The 17,367-nt window shown below is 45.8% G+C and carries 18 protein-coding genes; 4 read left to right on the forward strand and 14 right to left on the reverse strand.

Going from position 1 to position 17,367, the window contains the following annotated elements; translation table 11 throughout:
• Positions 1-12: 12 nt before the first annotated feature.
• The 7 genes from murD to mraZ are packed head-to-tail and all read right to left on the reverse strand — an operon-like array spanning position 13 to position 7,804.
• Entirely contained in the window at positions 13-1,347 is a 1,335-nt protein-coding gene (murD, locus tag K7R10_RS06490) for a UDP-N-acetylmuramoyl-L-alanine--D-glutamate ligase (RefSeq protein ID WP_224483872.1), read from the reverse strand.
• The gene (mraY, locus tag K7R10_RS06495) at positions 1,347-2,576 is read right to left on the reverse strand and encodes a phospho-N-acetylmuramoyl-pentapeptide-transferase (protein WP_224483873.1); all 1,230 of its coding nucleotides are present in this window, start codon (positions 2,574-2,576) and stop codon (positions 1,347-1,349) included. Before mraY ends, murD begins: the two co-directional genes overlap by 1 nt.
• Before the next feature lie 39 nt (positions 2,577-2,615).
• Complete coding sequence (locus tag K7R10_RS06500) at positions 2,616-4,079, reverse strand: UDP-N-acetylmuramoyl-L-alanyl-D-glutamate--2,6-diaminopimelate ligase (RefSeq protein WP_224483874.1); 1,464 nt, start codon at positions 4,077-4,079, stop codon at positions 2,616-2,618.
• Positions 4,076-6,079 (reverse strand): PASTA domain-containing penicillin-binding protein, encoded by a 2,004-nt coding sequence (locus tag K7R10_RS06505; RefSeq protein ID WP_224483875.1) that lies wholly within the window; start codon positions 6,077-6,079, stop codon positions 4,076-4,078. Before K7R10_RS06505 ends, K7R10_RS06500 begins: the two co-directional genes overlap by 4 nt.
• Positions 6,080-6,093: 14 nt before the next feature.
• A complete protein-coding gene (locus tag K7R10_RS06510) occupies positions 6,094-6,411 on the reverse strand; it encodes an FtsL-like putative cell division protein (RefSeq protein ID WP_255610466.1) in 318 nt (105 codons plus the stop codon).
• 33 nt (positions 6,412-6,444) lie between these two features.
• Complete coding sequence (gene rsmH, locus K7R10_RS06515) at positions 6,445-7,341, reverse strand: 16S rRNA (cytosine(1402)-N(4))-methyltransferase RsmH (protein WP_224483876.1); 897 nt, start codon at positions 7,339-7,341, stop codon at positions 6,445-6,447.
• Positions 7,328-7,804 (reverse strand): division/cell wall cluster transcriptional repressor MraZ, encoded by a 477-nt coding sequence (gene mraZ / locus K7R10_RS06520; RefSeq protein ID WP_224483877.1) that lies wholly within the window; start codon positions 7,802-7,804, stop codon positions 7,328-7,330. Before mraZ ends, rsmH begins: the two co-directional genes overlap by 14 nt.
• Before the next feature lie 286 nt (positions 7,805-8,090).
• Here mraZ and K7R10_RS06525 point away from each other — a divergent pair, with 286 nt between their 5' ends.
• Positions 8,091-8,855 (forward strand): alpha/beta fold hydrolase, encoded by a 765-nt coding sequence (locus tag K7R10_RS06525; protein ID WP_224483878.1) that lies wholly within the window; start codon positions 8,091-8,093, stop codon positions 8,853-8,855.
• Positions 8,856-8,857: 2 nt separating this feature from the next.
• Entirely contained in the window at positions 8,858-9,466 is a 609-nt protein-coding gene (yihA, locus tag K7R10_RS06530) for a ribosome biogenesis GTP-binding protein YihA/YsxC (RefSeq protein ID WP_224483879.1), read from the forward strand.
• On the opposite strand, the gene K7R10_RS06535 is transcribed toward yihA, so the two are convergent.
• From K7R10_RS06535 to gldB, 3 genes are all read right to left on the reverse strand, one after another.
• Complete coding sequence (locus K7R10_RS06535; RefSeq protein WP_224483880.1) at positions 9,453-9,701, reverse strand: hypothetical protein; 249 nt, start codon at positions 9,699-9,701, stop codon at positions 9,453-9,455. The two genes, yihA and K7R10_RS06535, sit on opposite strands and share 14 nt — an antisense overlap.
• Before the next feature lie 129 nt (positions 9,702-9,830).
• Entirely contained in the window at positions 9,831-10,169 is a 339-nt protein-coding gene (gene gldC, locus K7R10_RS06540; protein ID WP_224483881.1) for a gliding motility protein GldC, read from the reverse strand.
• Positions 10,169-11,134: a gliding motility lipoprotein GldB gene (gene gldB, locus K7R10_RS06545; protein WP_224483882.1), complete on the reverse strand. Its 966-nt coding sequence runs from the start codon at positions 11,132-11,134 to the stop codon at positions 10,169-10,171. Before gldB ends, gldC begins: the two co-directional genes overlap by 1 nt.
• A gap of 135 nt (positions 11,135-11,269) precedes the next feature.
• On the opposite strand from gldB, the gene nadE reads away from it, so the two are divergent.
• Positions 11,270-12,058 carry an NAD(+) synthase gene (nadE, locus tag K7R10_RS06550; protein WP_224483883.1) on the forward strand — a complete coding sequence of 263 codons (789 nt, stop codon included), beginning with the start codon at positions 11,270-11,272 and terminating at the stop codon, positions 12,056-12,058.
• Between the two features lie 178 nt (positions 12,059-12,236).
• Complete coding sequence (locus tag K7R10_RS06555) at positions 12,237-12,866, forward strand: response regulator (protein ID WP_224483884.1); 630 nt, start codon at positions 12,237-12,239, stop codon at positions 12,864-12,866.
• Here K7R10_RS06555 and dnaG read toward each other — a convergent pair.
• The 4 genes from dnaG to K7R10_RS06575 all read right to left on the reverse strand — a co-directional run bounded on the left by dnaG (position 12,863) and on the right by K7R10_RS06575 (position 17,292).
• Entirely contained in the window at positions 12,863-14,821 is a 1,959-nt protein-coding gene (gene dnaG / locus K7R10_RS06560; protein WP_224483885.1) for a DNA primase, read from the reverse strand. The two genes, K7R10_RS06555 and dnaG, sit on opposite strands and share 4 nt — an antisense overlap.
• A 69-nt stretch (positions 14,822-14,890) precedes the next feature.
• Entirely contained in the window at positions 14,891-15,991 is a 1,101-nt protein-coding gene (locus K7R10_RS06565) for a hypothetical protein (RefSeq protein WP_224483886.1), read from the reverse strand.
• 31 nt (positions 15,992-16,022) lie between these two features.
• The gene (locus K7R10_RS06570; RefSeq protein ID WP_224483887.1) at positions 16,023-16,733 is read right to left on the reverse strand and encodes a hypothetical protein; all 711 of its coding nucleotides are present in this window, start codon (positions 16,731-16,733) and stop codon (positions 16,023-16,025) included.
• Positions 16,705-17,292 (reverse strand): RNA polymerase sigma factor, encoded by a 588-nt coding sequence (locus K7R10_RS06575; protein ID WP_224483888.1) that lies wholly within the window; start codon positions 17,290-17,292, stop codon positions 16,705-16,707. The genes K7R10_RS06570 and K7R10_RS06575 overlap by 29 nt, the downstream gene beginning before the upstream one ends.
• Positions 17,293-17,367 lie beyond the last annotated feature (75 nt).

Consider the following 17,367-nt stretch of genomic DNA (forward strand, 5'->3'; position numbering starts at 1 on the left):
TATTTACTCGGTTTACAGATTACGAACTGCCTCTTTAAACTTGCGCCCGCGGTCTTCATAATTTTCGAAAAGATCGAACGAAGCACAGGCCGGCGACAACAACACAGTATCTCCCTTATCGGCCACTTTCCTGGCGATCTTTACAGCCTCTTCCATGTCGGTGGTCTCCACCAACACATCAACCACGTTACCAAAAGCTTCGACCAGCTTACGGTTATCGACACCCAGGCATACCACCGCCTTTACCTTTTCCCTGACAAGCGGCATAAGGGCCAGGTAATCATTACCCTTATCCACCCCGCCAACGATCCAGACCGTCGGAGCCTTCATGCTGTCAAGCGCATAATAGGTAGCGTTAACATTGGTAGCCTTAGAATCGTTGATATACTGCACATCTTTGATCTTCAACACCTTTTCCAGGCGGTGTTCCACCCCCTGAAAACTTTGCATACTCTCTCGTATGGTTGATTTTCTGATCTTCAGTAATTGAGCTACGGCAGAGGCGGCCATAGCATTCTTCTGATTGTGTTTCCCTTCTAAGGTTAAGCTTTCTGTTGTCATGGTATTCGTGTCGTTATTGATTTTTATTGTCATTGTCTGGTTTTCGATATAGGCTCCTTCATCAGGTTTTCGCATCAACGAAAAAGGAAGCAGCCCTGCGCGCGTTTTATGGCTCGCCAGCCATGTTGTTATTTCTTCATTATCGGCGTCGTAGATCAGCCAGTCATCATCATTTTGATTCATGGTGATACGAAACTTAGACGCGATATATTTACTGTAATCATTCTCGTACCGGTCTAAATGATCGGGTGAGATATTAGTGATTACCGCGATATGAGGCCTGAAATCAATAATGCCATCCAGTTGAAAGCTACTGATTTCAAGCACATAGTAATCGTAATCTTGAGAGGCGACCATAGCGGCAAAACTGTCACCGATATTCCCTGCCATTCCCACATGAAGTCCTGCCGATTTCAAAAGATGGTAGGTCAGCATGGTGGTTGTGGTCTTCCCGTTACTCCCGGTGATACCGATCAGGGTGGCATCGGTATAGCGCGATGCGAATTCGATCTCAGATATAACCGGGATCCCGGCCTCCTTCAGCTGCCTGATCACTGACACATGGTCCGGTATACCCGGACTTTTCATCACCAGGTCTGCTTTCAGAAGACGGGGAACGGTATGCCCGTTTTCCTCCCACTCGATCTCATTATGTTCAAGAACGTCTTTATACTTGTTTTTAAGTTTCCCGTTGTCACTTACAAAAACCTCATACCCTTGCTTTTTCCCGAGCAGGGCTGTTCCCACTCCGCTTTCTCCTCCGCCCAGTATGACCAGTTTTTTCATCACCTTACCTTCAGCGTTACTATGGTTATCACCGCAAGCATGATCCCGACGATCCAGAAACGGGTTACGATTTTACTCTCGTGGTATCCTCTTTTCTGATAATGGTGGTGCAATGGCGACATCAGGAAAATTCGCCGGCCTTCTCCATATTTCTTCTTGGTGTACTTGAAATAAGACACCTGCAGCATTACAGACAGATTTTCAGCCAGGAACACTCCACAGAGAATAGGGATAAGCAGTTCCTTACGCACCGCTATGGCGATCACAGCAATGATCCCTCCGATGGTAAGACTACCGGTATCTCCCATAAACACCTGAGCGGGATAGGTATTATACCAGAGGAAGCCCACCAATCCGCCGGTAAAGGCTGAGATAAAAATGGTGATCTCTCCTGCCCGAGGGATATACATAATGTTCAGGTAATCTGAAAAAATGATGTTACCCGATACCCAGGCAAAGATCCCCAGTGTCAGTACGATAATCGCAGAGCTTCCGGCTGCGAGTCCATCGATACCATCGGTCAGATTCGCACCGTTGGAAACGGCGGTTATGATAAAAATGACAATTGGAATGAAGATCAGCCAGGCATAGTCTTTGGCGCCTTCACCTGCCCATGCTATGAGTTCGGCGTAGTCGAATTCGTTGTTCTTTACAAAGGGAATAGTGGTTTTGGTTGACTTCTCTTCTTCCCCGGTTTCAAACTGGGTTACCTGGGTAATACTCGTGGTATTCTGAGGAACGTCGATCACTTCCTTCACGGTGACTTCAGGATGAAAATACAATGAGAACCCTACAATGATACCCAGGCCTACCTGGCCCAGCACCTTAAACCTTCCCTTAAGTCCCTCTTTATCCTTTTTAAATATTTTGATATAGTCATCTATAAAACCGATAGACCCCATCCACAGGGTAGTGGCGATCAATAGCAACACATAGATATTACCCAGATTGGCGAAGAGTAACACAGGAATGAGGGTGGCGATAATAATGATCAAACCACCCATGGTAGGCGTACCCGCTTTTTGTATTTGCCCCTCCAGCCCGAGCTCTCTGACACTCTCACCGATTTGTTCCCTTCTCAGGATATTGATCACCTTTTTACCGAATATCGTCGAGATAAGTAACGACAGAATAATGGCTGCTGCGGCACGGAAGGATATGAACTGGAATAATCCGGCCCCGGGCAGGTCGTAGTTTTTCTCGAGAAATTCAAATAAATAGTATAACATAGGTCTCTTTATCTGTAGGTTATCGGCTCTGGTTCGTTCTTATTTTTCCAATTCTTTTAACAGCTCTTTCACCACCTGAAGATCATCAAAGTCATATCGTTTGCCCTTGATCTCCTGGTAGGTTTCATGCCCTTTTCCCGCTATGAGAATAATATCACCGCGCTCTGCGAGCTGGCAGGCGGTTCTGATGGCCTGTCGACGGTCGGTGATCGACAACAACTTTTTTGTATGCTGGGGCTCCACCCCCTTTTCCATATCCTTGATTATTTCTTCCGGGTTTTCACTTCGCGGGTTATCAGAAGTGAACAAAACCCGGTCGCTCAAGGCTGTGGCAATATTTCCCATTACAGGCCTTTTGGTGGTATCGCGGTCTCCTCCGCATCCCACAACGGTTATAAGATTTTCATTGCCCGTACGGATGTCGTTGATAGTACCCAATACATTCTTCAGGGCGTCGGGAGTATGCGCATAATCCACTATGGCGGTAATTCCGCCTGAAGATTCCACATACTCGAAACGCCCGCCGACACTCTCAAGCTCACTGAGATATTTGAGCACCTCAATCTTTTCCAGCCCAAGTAAGGTCGCAGTTGCATAAACAGCCAGCAGGTTATAGGCATTGAAATCTCCGATAAGCCTGGTCCACACCTCGTGATCTTCGATCTTCAACAATAGTCCGCCCAGCTGATTCTCCAGTATCTGAGCCTTAAAATCGGCTACCGTACGAAGCGCATAACCGTGAATCTCAGCTTTGGTATTCTGCAGCATGACAGCTCCGTTCTTATCATCTTTATTGGTCAGGGCGAAAGCCGATTTCGGCAGATGGTCGAAAAAGGACTTTTTCACGTCCCTGTACTCGGCGAAAGTCTTATGGTAATCAAGGTGATCATGACTCAGATTGGTAAACACCCCACCTCTGAACTGCAAGCCTTCCGTGCGTTTTTGATGGATGCCATGGGAGCTAACCTCCATAAAGGCAAATTCAACCCCGGCTTCATTCATCATACTGAGGTAGCGATTGATCGCCATGGGATCAGGGGTGGTATGAGTGGCCGGATGTTCAGCCAGGTCGACCATCACCTTCACCGTTGAAAGCAGACCTACCTTATACCCTGCCTTTCTGAATAGCTGATACAGAAGGGTGGTAACGGTGGTCTTCCCATTGGTCCCGGTCACACCAACCAGCTTGAGGTTGGCCGATGGATTCCCGAAGAAATTTGAGGCCATGATCGCCAGAGCTGCTTTACTGTCTGCAACCCTGACATAGGTTACCCCGTTCACCAATTGCTCAGGCAGTTCTTCACACACCACGGCAATGGCACCCTGGTCAACCGCCTTATTCATAAACTGGTGGCCGTCTGCCTGTGTTCCTCTTACAGCGACAAACACATCATCAAGCGACACTTTTCTCGAATCAAAATGTACGGTGTTGACCGGTACAGCGGTATTTCCGTTGACCGATTCAATGCTTACCTTATATAAAAGATCTTTCAGTAGCTTCATGAAAGTATCAAAGTGATCTTTTTATGGTTATTGATCTTTTCTCCTTTTTTCACCGACTGCTCCCTCACCTTGCCGTTCCCCTTAACCTGCACGTGCAGCCCAAGGTTTTCAAGCAGGGAAACCGCGTCCATACCACTCATACCCCTTACATCGGGGATGGTCTGATGACCCTGGCGTAACTTGTCATAATAAGCCTGGTATTCCTTTTCTACCGCAGGTAGTTTCACTTTTAATTCCGGGAGCACATCGATCTCCGGGGAGGTCGAATAAATCTTCTGAGCGATCGATTTAAACACCGGACCCGACACATCAGCCCCGTAATATCCCACTCCTTTATCGGGTTCATGAATCACCACTATACAGGAATACTTCGGATCTTCAGCCGGAAAGTATCCTGCGAAGGTTGAGATATATTGCTTTTTGCTTTTATCGGCGTAATTCTTCTGAGCTGTACCGGTTTTTCCCGCCATGGAGAAATTAGGCGAATAGAGTTTATGCCCTGTTCCATGCTCCTTTTCAACCACATTTTTAAGCAGCACCTGCATCTTCCTGATGGTTTCTTCAGAACATATGGAAGGGTTTATCACTTCCTTATCAAATCGCTCAATGGTTTTATTCCATTCTTTTACTTCCCTGATCAGCCTGGGCTTCACCATTTCACCATTATTGGCAACCGCGTTGTAAAAGGTCAGAATCTGCAGCGGCGTCATCTGAACCCCGTAGCCGTAAGCCATCCACTGCAGGGCAATACCACTCCAGCGGGATTTATCATTGGGGTGCGGAATGATCGGCTCCCCTTCTCCCTTTATCGGAAGACCTAATTTTTGGTCGAGCCCCATATTGTAAAGGCGGTTCACAAACTTTTCCGGCTGCCGGCTGTAAAAACTGTCGATTATCTTAACGACCCCTGTATTTGAAGAAACCTCGAACACTTCCGAGGCTGGTATTTTACCATAACCGCCCCATTTGGAATCACGCACCTTTTTTCCGTAGAAAGTCAAAACCCCTTTTTCAGTATCGACAACCGTATTGGTATCGATCACTTTATCTTCCAAGGCGGCGATCATCGACATCAATTTAAAGGTAGAGCCGGGCTCATGCGATTCCCAGATAGCATAATTACGGTCTTCGTAATATTTACCCTCATCGGTGCGCCCCAGATTTGAAATGGCTTTAACCTCGCCTGTCGCGACCTCCATCACGACCACGCAACCGTGATCGGCATCATATTTTTCCAGTTGTGAAAGCAGTGCATGGTGAGCGATATCCTGTATATTGATATTGATAGTAGATATCACATCATACCCATCTACAGGCTCAACCTCATTGTAGTCGGTTATGGGTTTCCACTGACCTTTAGCAATCTTTTGCTTCAGACGTTTTCCCTCTGAACCCCGTAAAAAATCTCCGAAAGCACCTTCCAGGCCTACCCGGGTGATATATCCTTTATCGTCTATGCGCTCGTAACCTACACTGCGTTGTGCAATAGCGCCCAGCGGATATTCCCGCTTGGTCTCCTGCTCTACGATCAACCCACCTTTATACGGCCCCAGGTTGAACATGGGAAAGCTCTTCACCTTCACATATTCTGCATAGCCCAGATCACGCGCTACAAGCAAATAACGGTTCTTTGAGGCACGGGCCTTTCTGAACAGGTTCTGGTAATACGAAGAAGATCTTGTGAGTACTTTGGAAAGAGAGTCTGCCAGGGCAGCCACGTTATTTTCAAACACCTGTTGCGATGGTGTCACCGCATCAAATCGAATATCATACTTGGTCACCGAAGTGGCCAGGAGGCTGCCATTATCAGAATAGAGGTTCCCTCTTTTAGGCGCGATCGTAAACTTTCTGATCGTACTCTCCTGGGCTAGTTCTTTGTAATGATCACCTTCAACCATCTGAATGCTCACCAGCTTTACCACCACAGCGATGGCAAAGACCAGCATACAGCCGGCTATAAAGTACAAGCGGTTCGATATTTTTTTCTCGGTAACAGGCATTTAATCTCTTGCTTTTATTCAACAGCCACCTTTATAACCTTAGGCGGCACTTCAGAAGGTTTCAATCCGCTTTCCTTCACCCGGGAGACCACATTCGACTCCAGACGGGCCTGTTGTACCCGCGTGCGGGTATCAACGAATTCACTGCGCAATTCCAGCACCTCTTCACTGAGACGAGCCAGGTCATGAACCTTCTGGTCGGCCCTGTGAGCACTGGTGATCATCACCCCCGCCAAAAGGGAAGCAAAAATGATAAAGCGCCAATTCCTGAACGAATCCTCGCTTATCAAAAACTTCCCTTTTAACAGGTCCAACAACCTTCTCTTCACCATTTGCTATTAATCCTAATCTGTTATCCTTATATATTATATACGTTCCGCAACCCTCAGCCGTGCACTGCGAGCCCGGTTATTTGCTTCGATCTCTTCTTCTGAAGGCGTCACCAGCCCTCCCACCTTTTTAAAAGACACAAGCGGATTGCCGTAAAAATCCTTATCGGGGTCTCCCTCGAACTTTCCACTTCTGATAAAGCGTTTGACAAGCCGGTCTTCCAGCGAGTGATAACTGATGAGACTCAGACGCCCGCCGGCATCCATCACCTCAGGAGTCTGCAATAAAAACTCCTTGATCACCTCAAGCTCCTGGTTGACCTCGATGCGTATCGCCTGGTAAATAGGCGCCAATACCTTCTGCTCTTTAAAGGAAGGCAGGAAACGCTTCACCGCCTCTTTTAGCTGGTCGGTGGTTTCGATCGCGCTCTTTTCCCTGGCCTCAACGATAGCCTTAGCCACTGAAAAAGCGTTTTTCATCTCACCATATTGTCTGAAAATATCCGTGAGAGCCTGTAGCTCATAATCATTGACCACCTGATAGGCAGACAATTCATTTCGCTTGCTCATGCGCATATCCAGCTCAGCATTGAAACGGGTGGAAAACCCTCTTTCGGCCACATCGAACTGGTGAGACGAAACCCCGAAATCTGCCAGGATGCCATCTACCTTATGTATTCCGTGAAATTTGAGAAACCGCTTAATGAACCTGAAATTTTCACCGATAAGGGTAAAACGATCATCATCGATAGCATTCTCAAATGCATCTTCATCCTGGTCAAAAGCAAACAATCTGCCCTCAGGCCCAAGACGCTTCAGTATTTCCCTGCTATGCCCGCCACCTCCAAAAGTGACATCCACATACACCCCCTCAGGCCTGATCGCCAGACCGTCAACAGATTCTTTCAGCAAGACAGGGTTATGATACGTCATCTGTAAGATTGTTTTCCCGGTTACCCATCACCTCTTCAGCCAGATCTGAAAAATCATCAGCACCCGAATCGAGCACCTCATAATATCGGTCCTTATCCCAGACCTCAATACGATCTACAGACTCAGACAAAACCACACCTTTTTCTATTCCGGCATAACTCAGCAAATTCTTGGGAATGGAGATACGACCCGTACTGTCGATCTCCACCTTTCGCACTCCGGCAGTGAATTGCCTGATGAAATCGTTATTCTTTTTCACAAAACGATTCAGCTTGCTCACCTCCTTCATTTCCCTGTTCCAGGCCTCCATGGTATAGATCTCCAGACACTTCTGAAAAATGGACCTTTTTAACACCAATCCCTCTTCCAAAACAGGCGCGAGTTTGGCACGCATAGCAGAAGGAACCATGATACGGCCCTTGCTATCTGCCTTACACTCATACTCTTCTGTGAAGTGGAACATCTACTGATCGGATTGACGGTTATTTTTCAAATATATATAAATATTTACCACAATTTACCACATTTTGGCACTTTTTACCACAATGTTGATAAATTACAAAAAAGACCGTTCAATAGCCACCATCCTGCCCGGTTGTGAAAATAACGCCCGAACACCTTAAAAGTCAAAGCACTTAAAATCAAGCTCTTCTGAAGAAGGCTGCACAAGCCATCTCCAAAGAGCACAAAACCCCCGCGATAAAAGTGAAATGACTATATTTGCTTCGAAGAAATGTAACTAACCATTAATGGTACACGAATTAAAGAAGGAAGGAAAATTTGCCTACATAGAAGTTGGCGAAGGAACCCCGATGATCGTTCTTCATGGACTCATGGGCGGACTCAGCAACTTCAAAGGGGTTACCGATTACTTTTCTGAAAGGGGCTACAAAGTCCTGATACCGGAACTACCTATCTACACTATGAGCCTGTTAAAAACGAACGTAAAAAGCTATGCTTTGTTTTTAGAGGCCTTTATCGAGTATAAGAATTTTGATGAAGTGATCCTTTTAGGAAACTCACTTGGGGGACATATTGGTCTTTTGCACACCAAACTTTTTCCCGACAAGGTTAAAGCCCTGGTGATCACCGGAAGTTCGGGGCTTTATGAAAGCGCCATGGGTGACGGTTATCCCAAAAGGGGCGATTATGAATTCATCAAGAAAAAAAGCGAGGAGGTGTTTTACGATCCCAAGGTGGCTACTAAAGAGATCGTAGACGAGGTTTACGCCACGGTGAATGATCGCAATAAACTGATCAAGACCCTTGCCATCGCGAAAAGTGCCATTCGTCATAATATGGCCAAAGACCTCCCACATATGCACACTCCAACCTGTATTATCTGGGGAAAGAACGACACGGTAACTCCTCCCAATGTGGCGGAAGAGTTTAATCAACTACTCCCTGATGCAGAGTTATTCTGGATCGACAAATGTGGTCACGCCCCTATGATGGAACATCCGAACGATTTCAACCGGATCTTACACTCCTGGTTGGAAAAACGCAATTTGTAGCTATGCAGATCAAGTCGGCCGATTTTGTAATGAGCAACAGCGAGGTAGCCAAATGCCCTGCTGAGTTCATACCCGAATACGCCTTTATCGGCCGTTCGAACGTGGGGAAATCTTCCCTGATCAATTTGCTGACCAACCGGAAAAACCTGGCCAAGACCTCCGGCAGACCCGGAAAAACCCAACTGATCAACCATTTCAGGATCAACAACAACTGGTTCCTGGTAGATCTTCCCGGTTATGGCTATGCGAAAGTCTCGAAAAGTGCAAAAAAGGAATTTCAAAAGTTTATCACTGCTTATTTCGAACAGCGTAAACAACTTGTCTCTGCCTTTGTGCTGATCGATTCCCGCCATGAACCCCAAAAGATTGACCTGGAATTCATGCGCTGGCTGGGCGAAAGGGAGATTCCGTTTTCTATAGTTTTTACCAAGGCAGATAAACTGAAGCCCAAAGCTCTGGAACGCAACGTGAAGAATTACCTGGAGCAATTAACCGAAGGAGCCTGGGAAGAACCTCCCAATTACTTTATCAGCTCCTCTGCCAGAGGCGACGGAAGAGATGAAATACTGAATTACATAGAAACTATCAACCGCCAGATCAGAGAATCCTAGACTTTTTCGTTCGCTTCTTTAACAGCACTGTCAAAGCCGAAACATCTTTGAGCTCTGCCATTTCAAAGGCGGTGATCAACACTTGGAAATCAGACCCGGAACAGTAGCCGATTACAGGCAATGGCATTTTAGAAACCCTTTCACTACAAGGCAATTCCCACAGCTCATCCCGATGAACAAATCCGATCTCCGCAGTTCTGAATTCTTCGACATATGCCTTCCATTCCTTACGCATGCCAAAAGCATGATGGGTCAATCGGCACAGATCGCATCTATATGTAGACGGGCTGATTATTTTATGAAGGCTGTCAAGGGCTGCATGACCCATGCCAGACCGGGCATTGTAAATGAAATACAGCACGGATTACTGCTTCTTCAGCTCCAGTTTCTCTGCGAAATAATCACAAAAATCTTTCATGGTAGCAGTCATCTTCTCATCCTGAGTAGCCTTATAAAAGGTTTCACTCATGGCCATGAGCGTCTGATGGAAAAACTTTTTCATCTCATCGACGGGCATGTCCTTGGTCCAGAGATCGATCTTTAGAGTCTCCTGTTTTTCACTGTCCCAGACCGAAAGCAACATGGCTTTGGCTTCCTCATTATTTACGCCTCCATCTTCGGCACTCCAGAAGAGTTTTTCGGGAATTCTGTTTTCATCGAGTTCCACCTTCAGGTTGATATCAGAGGTATGTGTTTTTGACATTATTTTTCAGGTTTATATTTTGCTTCATTAAAAATCACTTCTGCAGGTGTCTGCAGCATCTGCTGCAAAGATACCTCATTATTCTCCATATATGCCTGCACAATCTTCCACCCTAGATAGCGCCCGAGGCGGCCCGGGGATTCATTATCAAGTTCCAGGTAAAATTTAGAAAAAGGTGCCGGATCGATGAATCGCTCCTGAAGTTTGCGATCTGTAGAGAACAGCAGATCCCGTTCTACAAAATACCTCCATATCTCAGCTTCATTGGCATCTGCCCAGGCATAATCATCTTCGGTATACCCCATAACCGCAGCCTCTGATTTTTCGGGTAACAAACGGCTGATCAGATAATAAAGTTTCCCGTAATAAACCATTTGAGCCACAAAGGCCCTGTCGTTATAACCCGGCACTTTCGAACGTCCCATGGCCATCGCCACATCGACCGATATTTGCTCACTTTCCAGGGCCTCTTTTACATAGACCGGAATACCGGCATAGAAATGGTGCTCCGGACCCAGGTAATTATCCAACCCGATCAACACTAGGGAATCTGCGTATATCACGCGGTTACGGTAATCGACATCAGAAGTGACCGTTACCACATCAGGGATCGAAGTATCGGGGAAATAGTATTTGTAATGCTGCATGAGTTCATATAGTTCCTGTTCCAGATCGCTGTGATCGGGAAATCTATCGCCAACCTCAGCAAATAATTCCTGTTGAATGGTGTCGGTCATTCTTTGGTACCAGACACTGTCTTCAAACTCATCAGGAAAGAGATAAGGAAAGTCGCTTTTAAGACGTGAAAGATCTTCTGGACCAGCCTGAGCAAATTCACGGTCAAAACGCATGAGCTCCATTTCGACCTGGATCTTATCGATCTCCTGCTCTCTTTTACTCTCCCCGGCACAGGAGAAGACTAACAGGACAATACCGCAACAAAAAATTCTCTTTAAATATGACATACAGATCTGAGGTTTAGCTTTCAAAACGAGAAATAAACTGTTAAATTTGTTTGCAAAGGTAAGCCTATCAGCGATAAGATATCTGCCTAATTACCGGCTGCTTCAACAAACTGTTTGTCCAAATTTAAACCAAAGATGAAAGAAGAAAAAATTATCGATCATATTACCAACTGGCTGAAGAGTTATGCTGAAAAAGCCGGCATGAAAGGGTTCGTAATCGGGGTTTCCGGAGGGATCGACTCAGCCCTCGCCTCCACTCTTTGTGCGCGTACGGGCCTGGAGGTTCTTTGCCTTGAAATGCCAATACACCAGGCTGAAAATCAGGTCAACAGAGCGTTAAGGCATATCGACTGGTTGCAAGAAAAACATCAGAACGTACGCATGGAGACGGTGAACCTTACACCGGTATTCGATTCGCTGGTAGCCGAATTCCCAAAAGTTGAAAACGAGGTCGATCGTTTTATGGCCCTTGCCAACACCCGCGCCAGACTTCGCATGACCTCCCTTTATTACTTTGCTGCCTACCACAAGCTCTTGGTCGCTGGCACCGGAAATAAAGTGGAAGATTTCGGGGTCGGTTTCTTCACCAAATATGGTGATGGCGGGGTAGATCTGAGCCCCATCGCAGACCTGATGAAAACCGAGGTTTATGCACTGGCCTCATATCTCGGCATCAACCATGAAATCCTGGATGCCCCGCCTACAGACGGGCTCTGGGGAGACGACCGTACCGACGAAGATCAGATCGGAGCAAGCTACCCCGAACTCGAATGGGCCATGCGACAAGATGCCCTTGGAAAACAATTGGATGACTTTAACGGGAGAGAGAAAGAAGTCTATGATATTTACAAGAGACTAAACAGGGCGAATCAACACAAAATGAACCCCATACCGGTATGTGAAATACCCGAAAAGTGGAAATGAATGGAAATAATAATACTTTAAACGAAAGTTTTTTCTACTATTTTGCTTACGTATTTTTTTTCGTTAATTTTACTGTTAAGTATAATTTCCCCGAACCATGCGTCTCTGTCTGGTATACCTGATGAAATTATCCTATAGTGTATTGGCTCACTAAATAATAACAACAAAACGTATTATTATGATCAAGGTATTAGTAGCCGACAACCATCCTATTGTTCGCGCAGGATTGAAAGCGGTTTTGAATGATTCCAGCGACTTTGAGGAGGTGGGCAGTGTGAGCACCACTACCGAACTTTTCAATGAGCTGAAGAATGCAAGTCCGGATGTCATCCTTTTGGAAATGGACATCCCTGAAGTTAATGGTATTACCGCGTTACGAAAACTCAAAAAAGATTACCCCGATATTAAAGTGCTGATATACAGTACTCAGGCTGAAGATGTATATGCCCTTAGCACCTTACGTGCCGGAGCAGCCGGATATGTTTCAAAAGCCGCGTCACTCGACACCTTAAAGAACGCCATCAACAAAGTGGCAGAAGGAGGTATGTTTATCACAAATGAACTCGCTCAACGCCTGGCCTTTGACGAAAGCACCAATAAACCCCGTCGTTTTTTCAGAAAGCTTTCAACCCGCGAGGTGGAAGTACTCAAGTTGCTGGCATCCGGTAAAAGAAACAAACATGTGGCGGAAGAACTCGGCTTGAACGAAAAGACCGTAAGCACCTACAAGGCTCGTCTGATGCGAAAGCTGAACGTGGATAACATGGTCGATATGCTGCAGCAGGCAAAAGCCCTGGAATTATATTAAATAACCCGATTCAATTTTTTTGCAAGGAGCCTTCTTAACTGATGGTAATTTATGATCTCTTCCAGAGTTTCTGAATTGCCCTCATTCGAATATTCCTTTACGCTTTCCTGAAGGTGGTCTACCCTTTTGTCGATCAGCTGACATCGCAAACTCAGAATTGTCTCAGTTACCAGCTGAGCCACGACCGCCTGCTTATCTTTCACAAAGATATCTTTACGGTCCCAATCATGGAGCCGGTACTTCTCTTCTTCCATAAGCAGGGAAGATACTTCAGAGGCCACATCTCCTGATGCACTTTTCACAAAGGTTTCAACTGAAAACTGGTCATCGCTGTTCATTCGCTCGATCAGTTCATCATAGATCTCGCGAAACAACGGATTACTCAGGGCCACTTCATCCTGCTGAAGGTCGAGATAAATCTTTTCATACACCTTTGCCCGATGTACCTCGGGCTCCAATATAAGCTCGCCCTTGTCATCTGCTTTCAGTACCAGGTCTTCAAAATCCTCTTCGTGTTTTCCATATAAAAGCAGCAACTCAATGATCTTTCGCTCCAGCTCCTGCAAGGCGTCAACCTTTTCAAGTTTGTGATCGGTTTTGACCACTTCAAAGGCTTTATGCTGTTGCTTCTGAATTTTCCCCAGGTCATTGATCTCTTTTTTTCCGATCTGAGCCAGGGTATTGAAAAGCACGTCTTCAGAAATATCCATTATGCGGGAACATTCCTGTATGTAAATCTCCCGTTTTATCCGATCGGGAATCTTCGAGATACTATTAACGATATCCCTGATCGTCTCAGCTTTCCTGATGGGATCATCAGCAGCTTCCTTCACAAGGACAGAGGCCTTAAAACGAATGAAATCGGTAGCCCGGGTTTCCAGATAATGAGTCACCTCTTCCAGACTGTTCTTTCTGGCAAAACTATCGGGATCTTCTCCTTCCGGAAAGGTACACACCTTTACATTCATCCCCTGCTCCAGGATCAAATCAACTCCCCTGAGCGAAGCTCTTAAGCCTGCCGCATCTCCGTCAAAGAGCACGGTAATATTATCGGTAAGTCTTTTAATAATCCTGATCTGATCGGGAGTCAGTGCCGTACCGCTGGACGCAACCACATTGGTAAGACCCCTCTGGTAAAACTGAATCACATCGGTATAACCCTCTACAAGGTAACAGTTGTTTTCTTTGGCAATAGACTGTTTGGCCTGGTAGATCCCGTAAAGCACCTTGCTTTTATGATAGATCTCGCTTTCCGGAGAATTGAGATACTTGGCTGCTTTCTTATCATTATTCAGAATACGCCCGCCAAAACCCAACACACGTCCGCTCATGGAATGAATAGGAAACATTACTCTTCCTTTAAAGCGGTCAAACTGCTTTTCCCCCTTAACGATCGTGAGTCCTGTTTTTTCGAGAAATTCCAGCTGATAGCCGTCTTTAAGCGCTCTTGAAGTAAAGGCATCCCATTGATCGAGACAATATCCGAGCCGAAATTCCCTTATAGTCTCAGCAGTGAATCCTCTTTCCTTGAAATAGGTAAGACCGATGGCTTTTCCCTTCTCGCTCTCCCAAAGGTTTTCTTCGAATACATCGGCCGCATATTCTGATACCAGAAACATGCTTTCCCGTTCACTTGCCTTTTCCTTTTGCTCGTCGGTCTGCTGAGTTTCAATGATCTCTATGCCATATTTATTGGCCAGGTAGCGAATGGCTTCAGGATAGGAGAAATGCTCGTGCTCCATCACAAAGGCGATCACGTTCCCGCCTTTTCCCGAACTGAAATCTTTCCAGATCTGTTTGACCGGAGACACCATAAAACTGGGGGTACGTTCGTCTGTAAACGGACTCAGCCCCTTAAAATTACTTCCCGAACGTTTGAGGTTGACGAAGTCGCCGATCACCTCTTCCACCCGGGCCGTCTCAAAAACTTTATCTATGGTTTCTTTTGCAATCACAAGCGATGGGATTAAAAAACGATTCCCGCCACAGGGCGGGAATCAAAAATACTAATAAATCGTTATGTCTTAAAGCTCAAATCTCAATCCGGCTGAGATATTGCGCTGCTCCGTATTCTGATCTTTAAAAATGGTATTCAGATCATATTTGACATAGAGCGAAACATCTCCGAAACCTACATAGCCTGCAAGACCATAAATGGTGTTGTTGGTGTTATAATTGTCGATGATCTTTTCTTTGACACGTTCACCATTCTCACGATATTTCAGTTTTTGCCTGGTGGTATAATTGAGCCCCACATATCCCCCTAGCCCCATTCTGAACTGATCATGGGTGGAGTACCTGAAGTAATCTTCCCTTTCTATTTTTTTGGAAGGTCCGAATTCAAAATATACAGGAATCACAATATTGTCCATTCGCAGCTTCGACTTATTCAGGTCAAGGTCGAAGGTTTCAAGGGTTGTAAGATCTCCGTCTTTGACAAAGTACTGGTTATCGTCGGGCTTCAGTCCGTTCTGCTGGATTGAAAAACCATAGCTGACCCGTAACCAGTTTGAATTTTTAAAGACGCGGGTTTTCCACTGCCAGCCGATCTCAAAGAAGCGGCTCCCTCCTATTTTATAAGGGGTGTCATTAAATGATTCCCCTGAGAAGATCGCATTATTGAATCCGAAGGCTATCACCAGGTCGCTGTAGGTTCTGCGATCATACCGCCGCTCCTTATGTTCCCAAAAGTCCCAATCATCCCAGTCATCCCAGTCAACTCCGAAAACACAGGAATCACAATCATCATCGTCCATACCGACCTTGGTTCCCTTGTGAACTTCGAACTCATAGGTCTCACCGCGCTCCAGCAGGGCGATCTTGTTTTCAATAATGGCTGTTTTATTCTCTATGTTCCGCGCACTGCGCATAGCAGCCTCTTCCTTCAGTCGCTTCGCCTCGGCATCGCTGATCTCACCTTTTTCCAGGCGGGCATCGATACGGGAGACTTCAGCCTTCAGACGGTCCTTTTCCTCTGCAACTATATTATCACGCTCAATGCGTAATTGTTCGAGCTGATATCGTTGCTGATCGGTTAGCGTCGAATCTTTGACCGTTTGGGCCGATGAGAAAAAAACATTAAAAATAAGCATCACCAGGGCGATGCAAAGCATTCTTGCATACATAATTGTTTGATTTAAAAGATTGATGAATAAACTATTGATTGCGTTCAGCTACAGCTGTTTTGACTTTTTTAAAACCGCTTTTAAGCATATCGAACATCTTTTCTTTAAAGGTTTCATCCAACTCGTCTTCCACCTCCTCGAGCAAGGCCATGGCATCGACATCTTCATCTGCTGAAAGCGTGTCTTTATAAATTTTACTCTGTGCCTCTGCCAACAAGACCGCTACTTCTCTCTCTGCTGCTTCTGCCGGGGAAAACTCATGATCTTCCTGGAACGCGATCGCATGATCTGAGGAATCTTCCATAGGGTCATCTGCCGGTTTTTCAACATGAGTCACCACTATTTGTCTCTCACCGGGATCAGCAATATCCGAATGGTTTATGGCGCGTTTGCTGTCGGTGGAATCGTCCTGAACGGCCACTGCATTGGAGGTCACAGGTTGGATCAATTGCTGTTCAATCTGATCGGGATGATCTTCTCCCGGGCCTGGTGCAGGGGTTGTGGTCACCTCAATCTGATTTTGTTGTACCGGACTCAGGTAATAAAAAAGGCTGCCTGCCATGAGAAACAGTAAAACGGCGGCCGCAACAGGACGATAATCCCTCAGCCTTTTTACCGGCTTCTCAGCATCCTTATCAAGCATCTCCTCCAGACGATCCCAGGCCATATTCCCCGGCGACATCTCTTTGTTACGGAATGCCCGCTTTACCTGCCTATCCAAATATTTCTTTTCGTTTTCCATCTTTCAATAAGTTCAACTCTTCTTTCAACGCTTTTCTGGCTTTGTGCAATTGGGATTTTGAAGTGCTTTCAGATATACCCAACATTTCGGCAATCTCTGAATGACTGTATCCCTCAACAGCATACATCAGGAAGACCGAACGATACCCGTCAGGCAGTCTTTCGATCAAGAGTCGTATGGTTTCCTCATCATAGAGAATTTCGCTGTCCTGGTGGTGTTCTGCCATTTTATATTCCGGCAATTCATCACGAAAACTGATCCCCTCTTTTCTTGCTCGTAAAAAATCGATCGCTTCCCGCACCATGATCCTTCTGATCCAGCCTTCAAAACTTCCTTTTTGTTCGAATGAATAAAGATTTTTATAAACCTTAAAGAATCCTCTGATCATCACATCCTCAGCAAATTGCCTGTCTTTTACATAAGAATGACAAACCGCCAGCATTTTCGAGGCGTAACGGTCGTAGATCGCACGCTGAGCACTGCGATTTCCCTTCAGGGCTCCCTGAATTAATTTTTCCTCGTTGCGATATAAGGGTATGACCTTCAAAATTCCTTTCATTCGTTCTTCTGTTAATAAAGACGAAACTTTTGTCAATATGGTTGCCTGGCCTATGGAAAAAAATTAATAACCCGG

This window comes from Robertkochia aurantiaca (genome assembly GCF_020166495.1).
Lineage (GTDB): Bacteria > Bacteroidota > Bacteroidia > Flavobacteriales > Flavobacteriaceae > Robertkochia > Robertkochia aurantiaca.

What these genes read in the sequence shown, in the direction of transcription:
- K7R10_RS06525 (WP_224483878.1), top strand. Translation starts at nt 8,091, where the DNA reads ATGGTACACGAATTAAAGAAGGAAGGAAAATTTGCCTACATAGAAGTT.
- rsmH (WP_224483876.1), bottom strand. Translation starts at nt 7,341, where the DNA reads ATGACGTATCATAACCCTGTCTTGCTGAAAGAATCTGTTGACGGTCTG.
- murD (WP_224483872.1), bottom strand. Translation starts at nt 1,347, where the DNA reads ATGAAAAAACTGGTCATACTGGGCGGAGGAGAAAGCGGAGTGGGAACA.
- nadE (WP_224483883.1), top strand. Translation starts at nt 11,270, where the DNA reads ATGAAAGAAGAAAAAATTATCGATCATATTACCAACTGGCTGAAGAGT.
- K7R10_RS06505 (WP_224483875.1), bottom strand. Translation starts at nt 6,079, where the DNA reads ATGCCTGTTACCGAGAAAAAAATATCGAACCGCTTGTACTTTATAGCC.
- K7R10_RS06510 (WP_255610466.1), bottom strand. Translation starts at nt 6,411, where the DNA reads ATGGTGAAGAGAAGGTTGTTGGACCTGTTAAAAGGGAAGTTTTTGATA.
- K7R10_RS06500 (WP_224483874.1), bottom strand. Translation starts at nt 4,079, where the DNA reads ATGAAGCTACTGAAAGATCTTTTATATAAGGTAAGCATTGAATCGGTC.
- mraZ (WP_224483877.1), bottom strand. Translation starts at nt 7,804, where the DNA reads ATGTTCCACTTCACAGAAGAGTATGAGTGTAAGGCAGATAGCAAGGGC.
- K7R10_RS06565 (WP_224483886.1), bottom strand. Translation starts at nt 15,991, where the DNA reads ATGTATGCAAGAATGCTTTGCATCGCCCTGGTGATGCTTATTTTTAAT.
- mraY (WP_224483873.1), bottom strand. Translation starts at nt 2,576, where the DNA reads ATGTTATACTATTTATTTGAATTTCTCGAGAAAAACTACGACCTGCCC.
- K7R10_RS06570 (WP_224483887.1), bottom strand. Translation starts at nt 16,733, where the DNA reads ATGGAAAACGAAAAGAAATATTTGGATAGGCAGGTAAAGCGGGCATTC.
- K7R10_RS06535 (WP_224483880.1), bottom strand. Translation starts at nt 9,701, where the DNA reads ATGCGTAAGGAATGGAAGGCATATGTCGAAGAATTCAGAACTGCGGAG.
- K7R10_RS06555 (WP_224483884.1), top strand. Translation starts at nt 12,237, where the DNA reads ATGATCAAGGTATTAGTAGCCGACAACCATCCTATTGTTCGCGCAGGA.
- gldC (WP_224483881.1), bottom strand. Translation starts at nt 10,169, where the DNA reads ATGTCAAAAACACATACCTCTGATATCAACCTGAAGGTGGAACTCGAT.
- K7R10_RS06575 (WP_224483888.1), bottom strand. Translation starts at nt 17,292, where the DNA reads ATGAAAGGAATTTTGAAGGTCATACCCTTATATCGCAACGAGGAAAAA.
- gldB (WP_224483882.1), bottom strand. Translation starts at nt 11,134, where the DNA reads ATGTCATATTTAAAGAGAATTTTTTGTTGCGGTATTGTCCTGTTAGTC.
- yihA (WP_224483879.1), top strand. Translation starts at nt 8,858, where the DNA reads ATGCAGATCAAGTCGGCCGATTTTGTAATGAGCAACAGCGAGGTAGCC.